Genomic DNA, 18762 nt, shown 5'->3' on the forward strand with positions numbered 1-18762 from the left:
GCGACCAAATACCCGAGAGTGGCCGATGCATTAGGGCGTGGTGGCGCTGGTCCGGGGAGTGGCTTTGGGATTCTCGACTGCGATCAGGCTTGGACTACCTGCGCTGACGATGGGCTTCTCCAAGGCCGCCGACCAGACGGTGGCTATCTCGATTCGCGACACGAACAGCGAAGCAGCGTAGGTCGCTCGCCAAGTGGCGTCGCGCTCGCTGGGGGTAGTTACGCGTTGACACGTACGTGTCAGGCTGAGCCCTGCGTCGGAACGCTGCGCGCGGGCGCTCAGTCTTTTCGGCGGTGACCACTCACAGCGGTGGCGGCCTCACCGGTGCCAGGTTCTTGTGATGGCCCAGCTTGTCAAGGTGGAGCGCCCTACTGGACGAACGACCTTGACAAGGTGGGCCATCACGTCAGAGAAGATGGCGGCGGGGAGGGTGTCACCGCACCGCAAGTTCGGCTCAGACCTTGAGTTGTTTCACCGATCGACGTTCACGCCCTGGTCCTCGGTTCCGCCGGCGGATCGGGGCTTTGTCGTGTCTGTGGGTTGATCCTGCGTCGCTGACTCCGGTGCGGGCGCCGGGGCTTGCCCGCGCGTCGCCGCCAGGCGTAAGCGCGGGTCGCGGAGCGACCCCGGGGCGCCGCGGTGCGCCGCGTCAGCGGCGACTTGATCCCGTACAGAAAATCATCACACGGCACCTCACCAGGCATTGTCGTACTCCGCTTGATCCGCTACACGGTGACTTCAGTTGATGGGTTACACGGGCCTTGAGCATGCCGGATACGGACCGTGACGCCGGCCGTCCGCAACGCTGGTGCTCAAGGCTTCCGCTTCTGCCGATGAGAGGGCACCCGGCCAAGACGCCGAGCAGGATCGGATCGGTCGAAACCGCAGTCTTCCGCACACCTGACGATCGGCAGCGCTTCAGGCAGGTGCGCCGTTCGGGTCGATCTTCCACCGTTGCAGGAACTCGCGGACGGTCAGCACGTCCAACTGATACCGAACCTGATCCGCCAGGGTGCCATCCGTCCACGCGGGCGTACGCAGCAGCGTCTGACCGGTGTCGCGGCGAGTGACGACGAGGTAGCCCCGGACGGTCGGGCTGGTCACGTCGGCGTTGGGACTGCCATCAGCGGCGAGGAGGAACGCCTCGACCACCTTGCGCGCGAGCGCCCATCGCCCGGCCGTCGGTGTCGTGACCAGCTCCATCGCGAGCTCACTGCCTGCAGGTGCATCGAGATCCACGTGATCCCCCGCGATCTCCCATGGGTTCGCCGACGCCCAAGGTAACCAGCGACGGCAAGGTCGCCGGTCGGGGTTGGACCCGGCAGGCGGCGACCGGGAAGTTGAGATCGTGCAACCACTGGACCTTGACCATGTGCGCGCACATGCCGCCGTCCGAGCGTGCCGGCTGGTCGCCGCCGACCGTGTGCTGCTCCCCGAACGTGCCGGGCCGGCGGCTACAACGTTGGCCAGGGCGTTACGAGGGCGGACGGCAAGCTTGCCGGCGGAGACGCCGCGGCGATGGGTGTCAATGCCTGCCCAGACGTGCTCGAGGTCGGTGCCGACCACGTGTGGCTCGGGGCGGCCACGTAGGTGCCATCGGCCAGCGCCCGGGGCAGGAAGTCCGGTGGCGGCCCGGTTCGACGCGGCCTCGGCTGACAGTCGCCCCTGACCAACGCCACCAGCGGGAGGATCGGGCCTGCGGCGATCACAGAGCATCCTGCCGGTCCTCGTCGATGCGGGTGACGGGACGGGGCGCTGGCTCAGTCCGCCGGGAGAAGATCCTTCATGGCGGTCCTCCTGTCAGTCGTACCGGCGCCCGGTCGGCAGGTCGGATGAACACCGGGCCACAACGACAACGAGCGCCCCCAACGGGAGCGCTCACCCATCGACCTATATGGCCCGGCGCGAGACGCCGCACGGGGAACGTACGTCCAGTACGCCGCGCTCGAACCGGCAAGTCAAGTGCTTCTGCCGGACCATTTCGACGGAGACACCCGGACCGTCCTCAGTGGACCGTCCGGAACGAGGTCGATCCGTGCTGGAACGTCCATGGGCGTCCGTCAACAGTGCCGAACGTCCACGCCGATAAAGTGTGCCAACTTTCGCCCGTCACTCGCCGTCGGCGACTTCGGAAGACTTCGACTGGCCGCTCGATGATCGTTTGTGTTGCGACGCAGTCACGCGCGCCGTTCCCGCGGTGGGCCGCCTGTCCATCGACGTGGGTGACTTGACTCCTTGGCGAAGTGGAGCGTGGATCGACGTCCACGTCCCAGTTCGCCGCCCGCGAGGAGCCTGGTCCGATGGCCGCACCAGTCCGTCAAGCGCCGCTGCAGTACTCGGACGGCGTGCGGTTCGGGCAGTTGATCGCCCAGCGCAGGCGGGAGCTCAAGCTGAGCCAGCGTGTCCTCGCCGACCGTCTGTGCGCGGCATCGGGCCGCGCCACATTCACCCGTCATGAACTGTCCCGGTACGAGCGTGGCGTCCGGCTGCCGAGCGGATGGGTCCTCGCCGCCATGGCGAACTGCCTCGATGTACCGCTGGCCGTGCTGGAGAACGAGGTCACGAAGCAGCGCAGCTGGGCACGACAACAGACCTCGTGATCAGGTTTCCTTATCGAGGACGCGTCAAGCTAATCCACGAGATCCACGGCATCAAGGAGAGGACGACGTCGACCCGGCCGAGCGTGGGGCCATTTTCCCGCCTCCGCGGCGACCCCGACAGGGGCATGAGGAGCTAATCCGCAACGACCTGATCCGCACCAGCGACCACAACATCGTCGCCGTCTCCGGCGCAAAATATCGAGGCTATGTCCAGTTCTACCAGTTGGCCGGGAACATCAACTGGCTCAACAAGCTCCGCAACGTTGGAACGATCGATGATGTCGACCCTGGCAGCCTGACACCGCCGACCACCGTGGGATGCGCGACCGCTACCGAGCCACCGTCGCAACCCCCACGGGAACGGCGATGTTTCGAAGCGACCCAACGCAACCCATCCGGCACGGTATCCACCGCCAGGTTCGGAGGAATCCCGCTACGCCGCCGCAAACACGCCCGTCTCCTCGACAGAGCGTGGCCGACACGGCGGGGTATCCGCCTCACCCCCCGACTCACCACCGGGATCTGCGAGCTCTGCGACTCACCCGACGGGATCACCGTCCACCACGTCAAACGACTCGCCGACCTCAACCGATACAGCCCCACGGCCGCACCACCACGGGTGCAAGCCATGCGAGACAGCCGACGGAAGACCCTGATCACCTGCGCCCACTGCCACGGCACCATCCACCACTGGAGGCCGCCGCCGGCGTTGACTTTCCCCACGCCGCGCAGGTGTTCCGCACGGTGCCACACGCCGGTGACCTGGACGGGCAACGTACCGACACGGACCAATCAGGACAAATGTCAAACTTGCCGGGGCCCTGGCCACGACCGAGAACATTCTCGGCCAATCACCCGCTCTCGATCGAGGCGTACGGGTAGTTTCGATCAGGATTCCTCTTTGCTTCCGAGTTGGCGCTGCGCCCGGTCGGTGATCTCGCCGGTAACCTTGCCCATCATCGATTTGGCCCGGCCGAAGGCCCCGATACCGAAACGGCTGGCGACACCTACCCCCTCCGCCCCGGTCTCTAGGACCTTGCCCGTCACATCGGTTCCGGTTTCCAGGACCTTGTCCCGCACCTCCACGGCCGCATCCAGCCATCGCCGGGCGTCCCTCGACTGACGATCGGCCTCGATGCCGAGCCGTCCGTTGAACTCGACGACGGTGATCGCGACGTGGTTGGTCGAATACACCACGGCGCGGGAGGTGGTCGGGTTCAGCAACACCTTCGCGTTGGCCGTGCCGGCGGCCGCGTCCATCCGGGCCAGCAGGCGCTCGGTGGTGCGCGAGATGAGGTCGAGGCGGTTCCGCCGGGCGATGCGGATGGCCACGCGGTGCTCTTCAAGCTCTTCTGGGGACGCGTCCAGCACCCGATCGAGTTCGAGCACGGCGACCGCGTCCTGCAGTTGGAAGCAGCGGGCCAGAACGGCCAGCCACTCCTGAACCTTGATCTCGGCTTCCTTGGACGTTTTGGCCAGGTCACCGACGTTGGTCTGGGTCTCCAGTCTCTCGGCGATGGCGTCGAGCTGACGCAACGCGTACGCCTGGGTCCGGGCCAGCGACACCGGCGTGGCCTGCACCTTCGACCAGGTGACCTCGGAGACCCGGCCCACCTGATCCCGGATCGTCAGAGCCTCGTCGATGACCAGCTCCACTCCGATCATGTCCGCCACCACGGCGTCGGTCTGGGCGCGGAGCACGGCGTCGACCTTCGCGTCGATCACGGCGAGATACTCGGTGATCTCGTCCATGGTCTGTTTCATCGCGAGTTGCGCCATGAGGCCGGCGGCCCCGGTCAGGACCGCCGGGTTGGTCAGCATCGCGGTGGGGGTCTGCTTCACGATTTCGAGCAGGCCGGTGATCTTGCCGTGGTGGGTTATAACGGCACGGCCGAGACCGTCCTCCGAACCTTTCATCAGGCCGTACTTGTTCATGGCCCGGGCCGACTCCGCGGTCAGCTGGACCCAGCGACCGGAGTGCTCGGCGATCTCGGAACCGGCCTTGGCGATCGTGGATCCAGTACCGAGGGCGGAAGTGAGCCGTTTCAGCCCGAGGTCCTTCGACGGCAGTCCCTCGGTGGTTAGGAAACGATCGACAGCTGCCGGATGCCCGATGACCGCCAGGCCATCGCCGTCACTGATCAGCTGGATCTCGTAGTCCAACGTCTACTCCTCGGGGGATGGGCACGGATCGGCCTCACGCTACCGTCGGCGTCTCCGGCCCAACCATGGTCCACTCGTCTCGATAATTTTGGATCGGAGGATGTCGTGGCAGGTGGAGCGCCGGGCCCCCCGGGTGATGCGAGACAGAACAGCACCATAGGCGCTCACGCGAGGTCTTTGATGCTGCCGGGGGCGAGGTTGGCCATCGAGCGTTTGAGGCTGGACCAGACGGTCTCGGTGGGGTTGAGCTCCGGGGCGTTGAAGCGTCGACAGGACAGGCCTTCGCTCGTCCCATCGTCCATCTGCACGACGCTGTGCACCTTCAGCTGTACCTGGCTGTACGCGTTGAACTCGTACGCCGACAACCCCGGCCGTGGCCACCGCCGAGCGCGTCCACAACGACGGCGGCCGGTGGCAGATCTGGACCGGCGACCACTGGGACGACCTCACCGCCGCACCCACCGCGCAAGCTGAACCGACCAAGTAGCGCGCACACCCAACCGAGCCCGAGCCTGCGGCGCCTGGCCCAGACGCCGCACGGCACCGAGAGCACCGACCCGCGGGCCACCGCTGCCGTCCACGCCGGGCTTCGCGTGAACACCTGGCGAGCCTGCCGACACACACCTGCCACACCTGATCGACTCGCACTCATGAGCGCGTGGACCGGCCGACGTCCGGGACGCGCTCCACCACACCGAGACTCCCCTGGCTCACGTGCTCAGCTGTGGCCGATTCGCGTTTGGCACGGCTACAGCTCAATGTCTGGGGATCTGGCCCTGTGACCTGCCCGCACTCGCACCCGCAGCCGGGTACCCCTCCGCTCGCTTCAGGATGGGCATCGTGCGGGCCGAGCCGCGGTGGATGGGCCGGAATCGGTCGAGTGCGGTTGGGGTCAGGGGCCGCAGGAACGCACTCTGGCGGTCACTCAGTGGGGTGACACCCGGCGGCGGCGTGCGGTCGACCCGTGCCCATCAGGATGGTCTCGGGGCGAGTTGCTTGAGTAGCGCGCTGCAGGAGCTGCAGCGAACCAGCGCCGAGCGGGCCCGGCGCTGATACGCCACGGCCGTATCGAGGGGTGTCAGTCTTGATTGGTGGTCGTCGACCACAGTGCCTCGATGGGAAGGGCGCGGATCTTTTCGCCGTAGGGGAGTGTCTGCTGGCCGGTGTAGAGGATGTAGCCGGCGACGAAGCGGTCACCGACTCGGTCGGCGAGGTGTCGCAGCCCGGCGAGGTCCCCGCCGCGCACATTGGATGCGGCCTTGACCTCGATACCGACGATCCGGCCGTCGGCGGCTTCGAGAACGGCGTCGACCTCCACGCCGTCCTTGGTGCGGTAGTGGTACAGGCGTACTCGCTCGTCGTTCCAGGTGAGCTGGCGGGCCAGTTCCATGAGGACGAAGTTCTCCATCAGCTGACCGGCGGCGCCGTCGGGTTCGGCGAGTCGTCCGGCGTCCTGGCCGAGCAGGTGGCTGGCGAGGCCGCTGTCGATGTACGCCAGTTTGGGTGTGCCTATGGCGCGGTGGGTGTGGTTGCCGGACCAGGCGGGGATCTGCTTGATGAGGAAGACTGCGGCGAGCAGTTCGAGGTACCGGTTGAGTGTGGTGCGGGGGATGCCGGACTGGGTGGCGAGTGACGCGGCGACCAGCAGACCGCCGGAGCGACCGGCGAGCAGGGCCAGCAGGCGGCGCAGCTCACCACGGCGTTCGATGGCGGCCAGTTCGGTCACGTCCCGCTCGATCAGCGTCGTCAGGTATGACTCGAAGAACGCCGCCCGCCGGCGTGGCGTACGGCGTACCGCCTCCGGGTAGCCGCCGCGCACGACCCGCTCCAGGTAGTCGCGGCGGCGCAGCGTCGAGGTGTGGGACAGATCCGGGCCGTATGCGAAAGCGGCGTCGACGAACCGGTCGGGCGTACCGTCGATCTCTCCTTGGGAGAACGGCCAGAGTTCGACGGTTTCCATGCGCCCGGGCAGGGCGTCGGGCAGGTCACGCAGGGCGAGGATGCGGGCGGATCCGGTCAGCAGGAACTGTCCGGGCGCCGGGTCGGCGTCGACGACGAGCTTGATGGCCCGGAACAGTTCAGGGGCAAGCTGGATCTCGTCGATGACCATCAGGCCGTCATGTTCGACGAAGTCGGTCGGTGCCTCGCGGGCGGCGCGCAGCATCGCGGGGTCGTCAAGCAGCCGAATGACCGGGTTGCGCGCCCTTGACGTCAGTGCCGTGGCGAGCGTGCTCTTGCCTACCTGCCGGGCGCCGTTGACGGCTACCACGCGGGTGTCGGTCAGTGCCTCGGCGACCAGGGGCTCGACGTGCCGGGGGATCAGTTCGCGGTCGTGCGCCATGCCAGTATTATGGACGATTGGTCGCACGATCCGTGGACATTTGGTCGCCATGTTCGTGGGCGTCTGGACGCTCCTCCTCCGGGCAGATAGTCGGGGGCCGGCGCCGATGCTTCGGTCTGTCTCGCTCATGAGGCTGCGTCTCATCCGGGACGATGGCGTGGTGTTGATCGTGCGGGCGACGAAGAAGCTTCGCGACCGGATCGGTCCGCCGGACCTACGCGGCGACGAGCGGTCCACGACGGTGCTCGGCGAGTGGTACGCGACCAGGTTCGGCTGGCGGCCGGACGTCCTGCTCCTGGTCAACGAGGCGACGCTGCTGCCGGTGCTGCTCCCGCTGGCGCCGGCCGCCACCGCACTGTCCCGGGCTGCCGACCACATCGCCGCGGCAATGGCCACCCACGGCGCCTCGGACGCGATCATCGCTGCCGAGCTCGAACAGATGCTTACGCACCGGATCGGCACTACCGCCAACCGCAGCGTCGTCGGGATCATGAACGAGTTCAACCACCTCGCCGACGCCTACCGCGACCGGGACATGCAATCGAACCTCGACGAGCTGGCGGCACGGCTCGCGAGCACACCCTGCAGCCCGCTGCACCGCACCCACATCAGTCCTGACCGTGCGTTCACCGCTCTCGTGCACGCGATCCCGCGCTGAGGCGACGCCCCGCGCGGGCGTGATCAACACCACCCTTACCTGGACGCCGGCGGACCGTTCGGGCCGCCCGCGGACCGGGGTGGGGGATCCCGGACGAGCACCCACCGATCACCCATCCGGATGGCCGTTGACGCGAAAAAGCCCCTGCCCAGGGAGAAATCCCAGGTCAGGGGCCTTGAGGAGGAGTACGCCGCGTAGGACTTGAACCTACAACCCGCAGATTAAGAGTCTGCTGCTCTGCCAGTTGAGCTAGCGGCGCTGGCTGAACGGAGGTAACCCTAGCACGGCCCATCAGGGCCGCAAAAATGAGATACCCCCGTCCAGAAGTGGCCCGCGTTACTCCTCGTCGTCCTCCCAGAAGAAGTCTGTCTGTGAGGCCTGGTCCGGGTCCTCCTCGAGGAGGTCCGAGTCCGGGCCGGCGAGCTCGTCCAGCTCGTCGTCGGGCTGGTCCCAGGTCACGGGCGAATTCGGCATCTCGGCTGTCATGGCACACCCCCGTGGGTACCGGATCGTGTTTCCAAACTGGCGTTCGGCGACCTACCCGGCGCCGGCGGTCCTAACCGCGACCGGCCAGGTGGAGGCGCGCAGTACCAGGGTGGTCGGCATGAGCAGCTCCTCCGGGGTCCAGTCGCCCGTCGTCATCGCGCGGCGCAGCATGCCGGCGGCCAGGACGCCCTGCTCGAAAACGCGCTGGCGGACGGTGGTCAGGTCGAGCAGTGCGCTCAGTTCGTGGTCGTCGAAGCCGATGACCGATACGTGACGTCCGGTGCGGCGCAGGGCGCTGAGCGCGCCGAAGGCGAGTTCGTCCGATTCGGCGAACACAGCGGTCGGCGGGTCCGGGAGGGCGAGCAGGCGGCGCATGGCCTGCTCGCCGCCGTCCATGCCGTGCGGTACCGACATGACCAGCTCCTCGGCGATCGGGATCCCGGCGACGGCGAGCGTCTCGACGTACGCGCGCCGCCTTGCGTGTGCGACCGGCAGGAACATGCTCTGGTCGTTGAACGTCGAGATCATGCCGATCCGGCGGTGGCCCAGGGCCAGCAGATGCTGCACGGCGGTGGCGGCGGCGGCCATGTCGTCGATCCGGACACAACCGGCACCGGGGACATTGTGCCCGACTGCGACGATCGGGACGCCGAGGGACATCATGTCGGCGATCTCCGCGTCGGTGAACTGCATGGCGACGGTGAGGACGGCGTCGACGCGCCGGCGCAGGGGGAGGGCGCCGAAGAAGCGCTGGCGTGCCGGGATGTCGGCGAGGTTGTACAGCAGCAGGTCCAGCGAGTGCTCGCGCAGCACCGACTCGGCGCCGGCCACGATCTGGCCGAAGAACCAGCGGGAAGCGTACGGCACGATGACGCCGACGGTGTGGGTCCGTCCGCTGGCCAGGCGCGATGCGATCGGCGAGACGACATACGACAGCGACGCCGCGGCCTGCAGCACGCGGTCGCGCGTCTCGTCGGAGACGTTGGGCAGCCCGCGGAGCGTCCGGGACACGGTTGCGGTCGAAACCCCCGCAAGCCGGGCAACGTCCTCCATGCTGACGGGCGGTGGAACGTCAGCCACACGCGGAAGGCTAGGCAACGCGGGGACGGACGGCAATATGTCCGGCACGTTGCTAACTCGTTATCGATGAAAGCGGCCGAAGGGCTCGACAAACCGACCTTGCAAACGCTTACATCCGAGGAACACAGGCACACCCACCCCAGCACACCGGGTACGCGGGCGAAGGCTTCGCCGGCGGACCGGGTTTAGCCAAAGGAGGCTAACCATGGCCGTCCTCTCGAGGCGGCGTCGGGCGTTTACGCTCGCCGGTGTGGCCGCGTTGGCCCTCGCCGCATCCGCCTGCGGCAGCGGCAACGACAGCGGCTCCGGCTCCAGCAACGCCGACAAGCCCGAGTGCGCGCCTTACGCGCAGTACAAGGTCGACAAGACGAAGCACGTTTCGATCTACGCCACGATCCGCGACGCCGAGGCCGACAAGCTCGAGCAGTCGTGGAAGCAGTTCGAGGACTGCACCAATATCAAGATCGACTACGAGGGCTCCGGCGAGTTCGAGACCCAGATCAAGGTCCGCTCCGACGGCGGCCAGCCGCCGGACATCGCGGTCTTCCCGCAGCCCGGCCTGCTCGCGACGTTCGCCAAGTCGAACAAGCTCAAGGAACTGCCGGCGCCGGTGAAGGCCAACCTCGACAAGAACTGGTCGAAGGACTGGGCCAAGTACGCCACGGTTGACGGCAAGGTCTACGGCGTGCCGATGGGCGCCAACGTCAAGTCGCTGGTGTGGTACTCCCCGGGCCTGTTCAAGGAGAAGGGCTGGAAGGTCCCGACCACCTGGGACGAGATGATCAAGCTCTCCGACACCATCGCGGCGAGCGGCATCCAGGCGTGGTGCGCGGGCATCGAGTCCGGTGACGCCACCGGCTGGCCGGCCACCGACTGGATCGAGGACGTCGTCCTGCGCGACCAGGGCCCGGACGTGTACGACCAGTGGGTCGCGCACACCATCCCGTTCAACGACCCGAAGATCTTCTCGGCCGCCGAGCGCGTCGCGTCGATCCTCAAGAACCCGAAGTACGTCGGCAACCCCAAGACCATCGTGACCACCTCGTTCCAGGAGGGTGGCCTGCCGGTCAAGGACAAGAAGTGCGGCATGCACCGCCAGGCCAACTTCTACTCCAACCAGTGGCCGAAGGGCACGAACGTCGGCCCGGATGGTGACGTCTACGCGTTCTACTTCCCGGCCATCGACCCGTCCAAGGGCAAGCCGGTCGAGGTCGGCGGCGAGTTCGTCTCGGCGTTCGCCGACCGCGACGAGGTCGTCAAGGTGCAGACCTACCTCGCCTCCGGCGAGTGGGCCAACAGCAAGGCCAAGCTCGGCGACTGGATCTCGGCCAACAAGAGCCTTGACGTCAGCGCCGTGGCCGGCACGATCGACAAGCTGTCGGTGCAGATCCTGCAGGACCCGGCCACCGTGGCCCGGTTCGACGCCTCGGACCTCATGCCCGCCCAGGTCGGCTCGAAGTCCTTCTGGACCGGCATGACCGACTGGATCAACGGCACCAAGGACACCAAGGCGACGCTGGACTACATCGAAAGCACCTGGCCCAAGTAAATGAGCTGAGGTCCGGGTCCGGCGCCACGCACCACGGCGCCGGACCCGGCTGGTCGGAGGACACCCCCATGGATTACGACTTCTCCGAAGACGTCGCCAAGATCTGGCCGGCGCTCATGTTCATGGCCGGCTTCGTCGTGGTGGTCGGCGCGCTGCTGTTCGTGCTCGACATCCTGCCCCGATGGGGCAAGCACAAGGAGCGGCTGCAGGCCATGGGCTTCCTCGGCCCGGCGCTCGTGCTGCTGTGCCTGGGCCTGCTCTACCCCCTGATCCGCACCGTGTACCTGTCGTTCTTCAACGCCGACGGCTCGTCGTTCATCGGCGTCGAAAACTACACGTGGATCTTCACCAACGACGACACGCTGCTGATGCTGCGCAACACCCTGTTCTGGGTGGTGTGCGTGCCGCTGCTGTCGACCGGCTTCGGCCTGCTCTACGCGGTCCTGGTGGACAAGGCCCGCGGCGAGGGCATCGCGAAGTCGCTCATCTTCTTGCCGATGGCCATCTCCCTCGTCGGCGCGTCGATCATCTGGAAGTTCATCTACGCCTACCGCGAGGCGGACCAGGAGCAGATCGGCCTGCTCAACCAGATCCTGATCTGGCTGGGCGGCAAGCCGCAGCAGTTCCTGAGCACCTCGCCGGGCAACACCTTCTACATGATCGTGATGCTCGTCTGGATCCAGGCCGGCTTCGCCATGGTCATCCTCTCCGCCGCCATCAAGGCGATCCCCGCCGAGATCGTCGAGGCGGCGCGCCTGGACGGCGCCAACCCGTGGCAGATGTTCTGGCGGGTGACGATGCCGAGCATCCGGCCCGCGGTTGTGGTCGTGACCGTGACCATCACCATCGCCACGCTGAAGGTCTTCGACATTGTCCGGACCTCCACCGGCGGCCAGTTCAAGAGCAGCGTGCTCGCCTTCGAGATGTACACGCAGGCGTTCCGCTCCTACGACGACGGCAAGGGTTCCGCGCTCGCCGTGCTGCTCTTCGTCCTGGTCATCCCGGTCGTCGTGTACCAGGCCCGGCAACTGCGGCACCGAACGGAGATCCGATGAGCAGCACCGTCAGCACCGACGCGCCCGAGGCCGGTCCGGTCACCCGCCCGGAGACGGGCAGCATGGCGAGCCGGGTCCGGCGCAAGCTCGCGACCCGCACGGCCAGCATCATCTCGATCATCATCGCGCTCATCTGGACGATCCCGACGTTCGGCCTGTTCGTGTCCTCGCTGCGCCCGGAGAACGACATCAAGACCACCGGCTGGTGGACGTTCTTCAAGCACCCGACGATGACGCTGGACAACTACAACGAGGTCGTCTTCGGCACCAGCGCCTCCTCCGGCCGGCTGGCCAGCTACTTCATCAACTCGCTGGTCATCACCGTGCCGGCCGTGCTGTTCTCGGTGTCGCTGGCGGCGATGGCGGCCTACGCGCTGTCGCAGCTGAACTTCCGCGGCCGCGACTGGATCTTCATCGGGGTCTTCGCGCTGCAGATCGTGCCACTGCAGATGGCGCTGATCCCACTGCTGAAGATGCTCAACCACTACACCGAGTGGGGCGGCGGCTTCTTTGCCGTCTGGTTCGCGCACACCTGCTTCGGGCTGCCGCTGGGGGTGTTCCTCCTGCACAACTTCATGGCGGAGTTGCCCAAGGAGCTCTTCGAGGCGGCGCGGGTCGACGGCGCGGGCCCCGCGATGACGTTCCGGCGCATCGTGATCCCGCTGATCACGCCGGCCCTGGCGTCGTTCACGATCTTCCAGTTCCTGTGGATCTGGAACGACCTGCTCATCGCGCTGGTCTTCACCTCGGGCCCGGGCAGCCGCCCGCTGACCGTGCGGCTCGCCGAGCTCGCCGGCACCCGGGGCAACGACTGGCAGCGGCTGACCTCCGGCGCGTTCGTGTCGATGATCATCCCGCTGATCGTATTCCTTTCGCTGCAACGCTATTTCGTACGCGGCCTGCTGGCCGGTGGAGTCAAGGGGTGAGTCAGCTGCTCTGGTGGCGCGATGCCGTGATCTATCAGGTCTACCCGCGCTCGTTCGCCGACGCGGACGGCGACGGGATGGGTGACCTGCGCGGCATCGCGTCGCGCCTCGACCACCTGGTCGAGCTGGGCGTCGACGCCCTGTGGATGTCGCCGTTCTACGCGTCTCCACAGCACGACGCGGGCTACGACGTCGCGGACTACCGCGACGTCGACCCGCGCTTCGGCACGCTGGCGGACTTCGACGCCCTCGTGGCCGCCGCCAAGGAGCGCGGCCTGCGGGTCGTCGTCGACCTCGTGCCCAACCACACCTCCAGCGACCACGTGTGGTTCCAGGAGGCGCTGGCCGCCGAGTCGGGCAGCCACGCCCGCGACCGGTACCACTTCCGCAAGGGCCTCGGCGTCGACGGCGAGCTGCCGCCCAACGGCTGGCAGAGCGTCTTCGGCGGCCCGGCCTGGACGCGCGTGCCCGACGGCGAGTGGTACCTGCACCTGTTCGACACCAGCCAGCCCGACCTCAACTGGGACCTGGCCGAGGTGCGGGACATGTTCGAGGACGTGCTGCGCTTCTGGCTCGACCGCGGCGTCGACGGCTTCCGCGTCGACGTGGCGCACGGGCTGATCAAGGAGAGCGGCCTGCCGGACTGGACCGCGGCCCAGGTGCCGATCACCAGCCCCGGCGCCGAGCACCGCACCCCGCCGATGTGGGACCAGGACGGCGTCCACGACGTGTACCGCTCGTGGCGGCGCATCCTCGACAGCTACCCCGGCGACCGGATGATGGTCGGCGAGGCGTGGGTGGCACCGGCGGAGCGGCTCGCGCGGTACGTGCGCCCGGACGAGATGAACCAGGCGTTCAACTTCAACTACCTGATGGCACCGTGGACCGCCGCCGACCAGCGCGAGGCGATCGAGTCCAGCCTGGCCGGCGTCGAGCCGGTCGGCGCCATCTGCACCTGGGTGCTGTCCAACCACGACGTGGTCCGGCACGCGAGCCGGCTCGGCTTCGAGCCCGGCTACTCCACCCAGGGCGGCATCGGCGAGGACGACCCGCAGCCGGACGAGGCCCTGGGCCTGCGCCGCGCCCGAGCGGCCACGCTGCTGATGCTGTCGCTGCCCGGCTCGGCGTACCTGTACCAGGGCGAGGAGCTCGGCCTGCCCGAGCACACCACGCTGCCGGACACCGTGCGCCAGGACCCGACCTGGTTCCGTTCCCAGCACGAGGTGCGCGGCCGCGACGGCTGCCGGGTGCCGATCCCGTGGGAGGCCGGCGCACCGGGGTACGGCTTCGGCCCCGGCGGCAAGTCCTGGCTGCCGCAGCCGGTGGACTGGGACCGCTTCGCCGCCGACAGCGAGCGCGGCGTGCCCGGCTCGACCCTGTCGATGTACACGGAGGCGCTGCGCCTGCGGCGCACGCACGGGCTCGGCCGCGGCAGCGTCGCCTGGAACGAGGCCACCGACGCGGTCGACTTCCACAACGGCCCGGTCCGGGTGATCACCAACTTCGGCAAGGTCCCCGCACCGCTCCCGCCGGGCGAGGTCCTGCTCGCCAGCGGCGACCTCGCCGCGGACGGCACCCTGCCGCCGGACACCACGGCCTGGCTGCGGGCGTGACAGCCCCGGTTACCGTCGAGGGATGAGCGCACTCATCGCGTTGGTGTACAGCTACCTGAGCCCGGCGACCCTGGACGCCCTGGATACCGGGCTCGAGCTCGAACGGCGCCGCCGCTACGGCAGCAGCAGCTTCATCGGCGGCTGCTGCTGCCTGGTGGTGGTGATCATCGCCGTCGTGATCGCGGTGATCGTCATGCGCCGGCGCCGCCCGCGGGCCTGATTTTTCGCCGCCGCCCTACCGATGGGGGGATTGCACCCCCACGGGAAGGGAACCATGTGGTCATGGCGCGAGTCCTGCTCATCGACGACGACGCGGAGATCCGTGAGACGACGGCGATCCGCCTGCAGATCGGCGGCCATCACGTGATCTCCGCCGCGACACCGCAGGAGGCCCTGACGGCGGCGGCGGACCACCAGCATTTCGACGTGGCGGTGCTGGACCTGCACCTGTCCCGCGCGGACGGCGACGAACTGCTGGACCTCCTACGCCACAACAGCGCCACCGCGCACATTCCGGTGGTGTTCTACAGCGCGAACGCCCCGCACGCCACGTCGGTGCACGGCCTTTCTCTGGCCGACCCGCACATGACAAGGGGCCGCCCGCTGAACAGCCTCCTGGCGACCATCGACTGCCTTTCTCACGAGCAATTCCATGACTCGGGCTCGTGCAACTGACGACCGTTGTTCCCACCAGACACCGGTCGACGCCGGCGCGTCTCCCTGCCACCTCCGCGGTGCCAAGGACAAAGCCGCTCGTCCACTACATCGAGAAGTAAGGCGCGTACATCGAGAAGTAAGGCGCGACCACATCGAGAAGTAGGGCGCGTCTACTACACCGAGAGCGAACCCGGATATGTCCGCCACTCCGTGACGGACATATCCGGCATTTCGGTTATGCGGCAAGTCACTTGGAGTCACGAGCGCAAAGCGAAGAGCGAGGAAGTGGGCGGCACGCACCGGCGCCAATCACCCTCGGAAGAGTAGCCAAGTCCGAGTTTTCGCAGGTCAGCGACGGGTAGGCTTCCGGTCGTGCGCGGCGGCCGCGGCAGACGCGGCGACAGGGATGGGCGCTGAACCGGCGCACCGGAACACCGCGCCGACCGAAGGGGGTGTCCGCTTGATGCGGATCGATTTGCGGATCGCGTGCAACGCCGGGCGCAACGCCCGCCGGGTGGAAGGTGACGCCCATGTGGCCGCCTGAACACGAGCGGTTCGCGGACCGTACGGCCGCGGGACGCATGCTCGGCACCGCCGTCGCCAGCCACCTGCGCCAGCTCGAGCCGAACGGCATGGCCACGGGCCTCGAGGCCGCCGCGATGAGTACCGGCGCGATGAGCACCGGTGTGATGAGCGCCGGCGCGATGAGCACCGCACAGATGAGCGTCGCCCAGTTGACCGCTGCCGGGGTGGGCTCGGCCCAGATGGGTGCGGCACGCCCGCCGCTGGTGCTGGCGCTGCCCAGGGGCGGCGTACCGGTCGGCGTCACCGTCGCCGAGGCCATCGGGGCCGACTTCGACCTGGTCATCTCCCGCAAGATCGGCCTGCCCTGGCAGTCCGACCACGGGGTGGGCGCCATCGCCGAGAACGGCCCGGCCGTCTTCGACCTCAGCGCCGTGGCCGCCGTCGGGCTCACCGTCCGCGATCTCTCGCCGGCGGTGCAGCGCGAGCGTGTCGAGCTGCGCCGCCGCCAGGAGCGCTACCGCGGCACCCGGCCGGCGCCGGACGTGGCCGGGCGGGTGGTGGTCGTCGTCGACGACGGCCTTGCCACCGGCGTGACCGCGCGAGCCGCGGTCCGTGCGCTGCGCGCCGGCAAGCCGGCGCACCTGGTCTTCGCCGCGCCCGTGTGCGCGGCCGAGTCGGTCGACCTGCTCGCCGCCGACGTCGACGAGGTCATCGACATCCACAGCCCGCGCGAGTTCTTCGCCCTGGGCCTGTACTACAACGACTTCCCCCAGCTCACCGACAACCACGTGCTGCAGATGTGCACGCAGATGTGGGACACGGCAAAGGTGCCGACCCCGGTGTAATGACAACAGGTTGCGAATACCGCGATCCCGGCGCCCGCAAGGTGCCGGGATCGCGGTGTTTATAACGCCGCGGGTGGGTAGAGCATCACCCCATGAGGGCGGAAGACCTGCAGGCCCGCATCGAGCGGCGGGGTGATGCCACGGTCGTGCGCCTCGACGGGGTGCTGGACGTGGACAGCTCACCGTCGTTGCGCTCGGCGGTGCTCGCCTGCCTTGCCGCGGAGCCGTCCGTGATCGTGCTGGACGTCGCCGCCCTGCGCCATCGCGACGATGTCGCGCTGACCGTGCTGCCGGCGCTGGCCCAGCACGCGGCGGCCTGGCCGGGCAGCGCGATGACCCTCGCCGCCGCCCCGCCGCCGCTGGCCTCGGCGCTGGACCGGATGGCCGTCGCCCGCCTTGTGCCCGTGTACCCGACCACCGACGCCGCCCTGGCCGGCGCGCCCGGCACCGCGGAGCGGATGCGTGTGACGCTGCAGCCGATGCTCGACGCTACCGCCGCGGCCCGGCACCTGGTCGGCCGCGCCTGCATGCGCTGGGGCGTCGAGCGGGTCCGCGACGTCGCCGAGCTGGTCGTGACCGAGCTGGTCAGCAACGTCCTGCGCCACGCCGGCACCGAGATGGAGGTCGGCGTCGCCCGCGACCGCCGCCTGCTGCACATCTCCGTGCGCGACCACGGCCCCGGCCGCCCCCGCCTCGGCGGCGGCGAGCAGGAGGACGCGGCCCCGCGCCCGCGTGCGAGCGAGCCCGACTGGGCCGCGATGAACACGCACCCGGGCCGCCCGTGGCCCGTCGAGCGCGCGTGGACAAACGCGAATAGCGCGTCCGTGAAATCCGCGACGGCGCTCGATTCCGAGCTCGAGCCGATGGAGGAGCAGCTGCGCGAGGACGGCCGTGGGCTGCTGGTGGTCAGCGCCCTCACACACGCGTGGGGATACACCCCGGTGCCGGACGGTAAGGTGGTTTGGGCGACCCTGCGCATTTAAAAAGCTCACCCGTGAACTCATCCTTTCGCTTTGAGAATGCGCGGGAATTGGTGCGTACAGTGATCCGGAAAGCAAATCCGCCTGAGCAGATTAGGGGGAGTCTCCGCCATGGAGACAATGCCTACGGATTGTTTGCCTGAACTGGACAGCTGGCGGAATGGCGACGACGAGGTACTGCGTCCTTCCGGAGTCCTCGATTATGCGGCGAGCGTCGGGCTGCGAATGCATCTTTCGCGGCGGCTCGACGCCGGCCAGCTGAACCTGACCGTCGACCTTTCGCGGCTGCGCCTGCTCGACTGCGCTGCGGCGGACACCCTGTTGCGCGCCCAGACCGAGGCGCAGGAGCGCGGTGGCGCACTGCGCGCCCCCGGCGCGAGCGACCTCGTGCTGGACGTGCTGGAGATCATTGGCGCCGCGAAGCAGCTGCGGGCGTACGACGACCCGCCGGCCGGCGCCCCACCGGCGCCGCCGCAGGAGGGCGAGGACGCGGAGCCACCCAGCCAGTGGACCACGGTCAACGAGCTGCTGCGCCAAGCGGCGGCGATGGACCGCAGCGACCCGCGCCGCGGCGCCCTGCGCGACCGCGCGGTGGCGCACAGCCTGCCACTGGCCGACCGGCTGGCCCGGCGCTTCCATGGCATGGGTGAGTCGCCGGCGGACCTGAGCCAGGTGGCCGCGCTCGGGCTGATGAAGGCGATCGAAGGCTTCGACCCCGACTACGGCACCGACTTCGGCGGCTACGCAACCCCGACGATTGTCGGCGAGCTGAAGCGGTACTTCCGCGACAAGGGCTGGGGCGTGCACGTCCCGCGCCGGCTGCAGGAGCTGCGCATCGAGATCAACCGGGTGCGCGACTCGCTGGGCCAGCGGCTGGGCCGCTCGCCCACGCCGAAGGACGTCGCGGACCACCTCGGCATCAACGAGGAGCAGGTGCTCGAGGCGCTGGTGGCGTCCTCGGCGTACCGCCCGGTGTCGCTCTTCGCCCCGCTGGGCGGCGACGACGACGCCGGCACGCTGGCCGACGTGCTGGGCGACGACGACCGGGACATCGACGGCGTCGAGTTCCGCCAGGCGATCAAACCGCTGATCGCCCGGCTACCCGAGCGCGAGCGGCGCATCCTGTCGCTGCGCTTCTACGGCAACCGCACCCAGGCGCAGATCGCCGCCGACCTGGGCATCTCGCAGATGCACGTGTCGCGGCTGCTGAGCCGCACCCTGGACGGCCTGCGGCGGGCGCTGCTCGACGGTTGAGATCAGCGCCCGAAGGGTAGTAGGTCCCCC

The 18762-nt window shown here is 68.4% G+C and carries 18 protein-coding genes, 1 tRNA gene and 1 pseudogene; 13 read left to right on the forward strand and 7 right to left on the reverse strand.

What is annotated here, in order from left to right; translation table 11 throughout:
- Positions 1 to 37 precede the first annotated feature (37 nt).
- On the forward strand, positions 38 to 181 hold the full coding sequence (locus tag ABD901_RS54630) for a hypothetical protein (protein WP_345143319.1): 144 nt from the start codon (positions 38 to 40) through the stop codon (positions 179 to 181).
- A 737-nt stretch (positions 182 to 918) separates the two neighbouring features.
- On the opposite strand, the gene ABD901_RS54635 is transcribed toward ABD901_RS54630, so the two are convergent.
- Positions 919 to 1239: a hypothetical protein gene (locus ABD901_RS54635; RefSeq protein ID WP_345143322.1), complete on the reverse strand. Its 321-nt coding sequence runs from the start codon at positions 1237 to 1239 to the stop codon at positions 919 to 921.
- Between the two features lie 1061 nt (positions 1240 to 2300).
- On the opposite strand from ABD901_RS54635, the gene ABD901_RS54640 reads away from it, so the two are divergent.
- Positions 2301 to 2600: a helix-turn-helix domain-containing protein gene (locus ABD901_RS54640; RefSeq protein WP_345143325.1), complete on the forward strand. Its 300-nt coding sequence runs from the start codon at positions 2301 to 2303 to the stop codon at positions 2598 to 2600.
- Positions 2530 to 3264, forward strand: a pseudogene (locus ABD901_RS59385) (hypothetical protein); the annotation flags it as partial. The gene ABD901_RS54640 and the pseudogene ABD901_RS59385, both read left to right, overlap by 71 nt.
- A 224-nt stretch (positions 3265 to 3488) precedes the next feature.
- Here ABD901_RS59385 and ABD901_RS54645 read toward each other — a convergent pair.
- The 3 genes from ABD901_RS54645 to ABD901_RS54655 form a co-directional block, all read right to left on the reverse strand.
- Complete coding sequence (locus ABD901_RS54645; RefSeq protein ID WP_345143328.1) at positions 3489 to 4763, reverse strand: hypothetical protein; 1275 nt, start codon at positions 4761 to 4763, stop codon at positions 3489 to 3491.
- Positions 4764 to 4927: 164 nt separating this feature from the next.
- Positions 4928 to 5071, reverse strand: a complete 144-nt coding sequence (locus ABD901_RS54650) for a hypothetical protein (protein WP_345143331.1) — start codon at positions 5069 to 5071, stop codon at positions 4928 to 4930.
- Positions 5072 to 5841: 770 nt separating this feature from the next.
- Positions 5842 to 7131: an ATP-binding protein gene (locus ABD901_RS54655; protein WP_380138119.1), complete on the reverse strand. Its 1290-nt coding sequence runs from the start codon at positions 7129 to 7131 to the stop codon at positions 5842 to 5844.
- 100 nt (positions 7132 to 7231) lie between these two features.
- Between ABD901_RS54655 and ABD901_RS54660 the strand changes: the two genes are divergently transcribed.
- Positions 7232 to 7762, forward strand: coding sequence for a DUF6933 domain-containing protein (locus ABD901_RS54660; RefSeq protein ID WP_345143334.1), 531 nt, complete (start codon positions 7232 to 7234; stop codon positions 7760 to 7762).
- 186 nt (positions 7763 to 7948) lie between these two features.
- Here ABD901_RS54660 and ABD901_RS54665 read toward each other — a convergent pair.
- From ABD901_RS54665 to ABD901_RS54675, 3 genes are all read right to left on the reverse strand, one after another.
- Positions 7949 to 8021: transfer RNA gene (locus ABD901_RS54665), tRNA-Lys, on the reverse strand.
- A 77-nt stretch (positions 8022 to 8098) separates the two neighbouring features.
- Complete coding sequence (locus ABD901_RS54670; protein WP_345143337.1) at positions 8099 to 8236, reverse strand: hypothetical protein; 138 nt, start codon at positions 8234 to 8236, stop codon at positions 8099 to 8101.
- A 63-nt stretch (positions 8237 to 8299) separates the two neighbouring features.
- Entirely contained in the window at positions 8300 to 9328 is a 1029-nt protein-coding gene (locus tag ABD901_RS54675; RefSeq protein ID WP_345143339.1) for a LacI family DNA-binding transcriptional regulator, read from the reverse strand.
- A 205-nt stretch (positions 9329 to 9533) separates the two neighbouring features.
- Here ABD901_RS54675 and ABD901_RS54680 point away from each other — a divergent pair, with 205 nt between their 5' ends.
- The 9 genes from ABD901_RS54680 (at position 9534) to ABD901_RS54720 (ending at position 18732) form a co-directional block, all read left to right on the forward strand.
- Entirely contained in the window at positions 9534 to 10877 is a 1344-nt protein-coding gene (locus tag ABD901_RS54680) for an ABC transporter substrate-binding protein (protein ID WP_345143342.1), read from the forward strand.
- 68 nt (positions 10878 to 10945) lie between these two features.
- Entirely contained in the window at positions 10946 to 11932 is a 987-nt protein-coding gene (locus tag ABD901_RS54685) for a carbohydrate ABC transporter permease (protein WP_345143344.1), read from the forward strand.
- Positions 11933 to 11994: 62 nt separating this feature from the next.
- Positions 11995 to 12858 (forward strand): carbohydrate ABC transporter permease, encoded by an 864-nt coding sequence (locus ABD901_RS54690; protein ID WP_345143406.1) that lies wholly within the window; start codon positions 11995 to 11997, stop codon positions 12856 to 12858.
- Positions 12855 to 14471, forward strand: a complete 1617-nt coding sequence (locus tag ABD901_RS54695) for a glycoside hydrolase family 13 protein (RefSeq protein WP_345143347.1) — start codon at positions 12855 to 12857, stop codon at positions 14469 to 14471. Before ABD901_RS54690 ends, ABD901_RS54695 begins: the two co-directional genes overlap by 4 nt.
- Positions 14472 to 14493: 22 nt before the next feature.
- Positions 14494 to 14691, forward strand: a complete 198-nt coding sequence (locus ABD901_RS54700; protein ID WP_345143350.1) for a hypothetical protein — start codon at positions 14494 to 14496, stop codon at positions 14689 to 14691.
- Positions 14692 to 14753: 62 nt separating this feature from the next.
- Positions 14754 to 15146, forward strand: coding sequence for a response regulator (locus ABD901_RS54705; RefSeq protein WP_345143353.1), 393 nt, complete (start codon positions 14754 to 14756; stop codon positions 15144 to 15146).
- A gap of 512 nt (positions 15147 to 15658) precedes the next feature.
- A complete protein-coding gene (locus ABD901_RS54710) occupies positions 15659 to 16498 on the forward strand; it encodes a phosphoribosyltransferase (protein ID WP_345143356.1) in 840 nt (279 codons plus the stop codon).
- 92 nt (positions 16499 to 16590) lie between these two features.
- Positions 16591 to 17481 (forward strand): ATP-binding protein, encoded by an 891-nt coding sequence (locus tag ABD901_RS54715; RefSeq protein WP_345143360.1) that lies wholly within the window; start codon positions 16591 to 16593, stop codon positions 17479 to 17481.
- Between the two features lie 117 nt (positions 17482 to 17598).
- The gene (locus tag ABD901_RS54720; RefSeq protein ID WP_345143363.1) at positions 17599 to 18732 is read left to right on the forward strand and encodes a SigB/SigF/SigG family RNA polymerase sigma factor; all 1134 of its coding nucleotides are present in this window, start codon (positions 17599 to 17601) and stop codon (positions 18730 to 18732) included.
- Positions 18733 to 18762: the final 30 nt, after the last annotated feature.

It is taken from the genome of Dactylosporangium darangshiense, from assembly GCF_039537565.1.
In the GTDB taxonomy this organism is placed as follows: domain Bacteria; phylum Actinomycetota; class Actinomycetes; order Mycobacteriales; family Micromonosporaceae; genus Dactylosporangium; species Dactylosporangium darangshiense.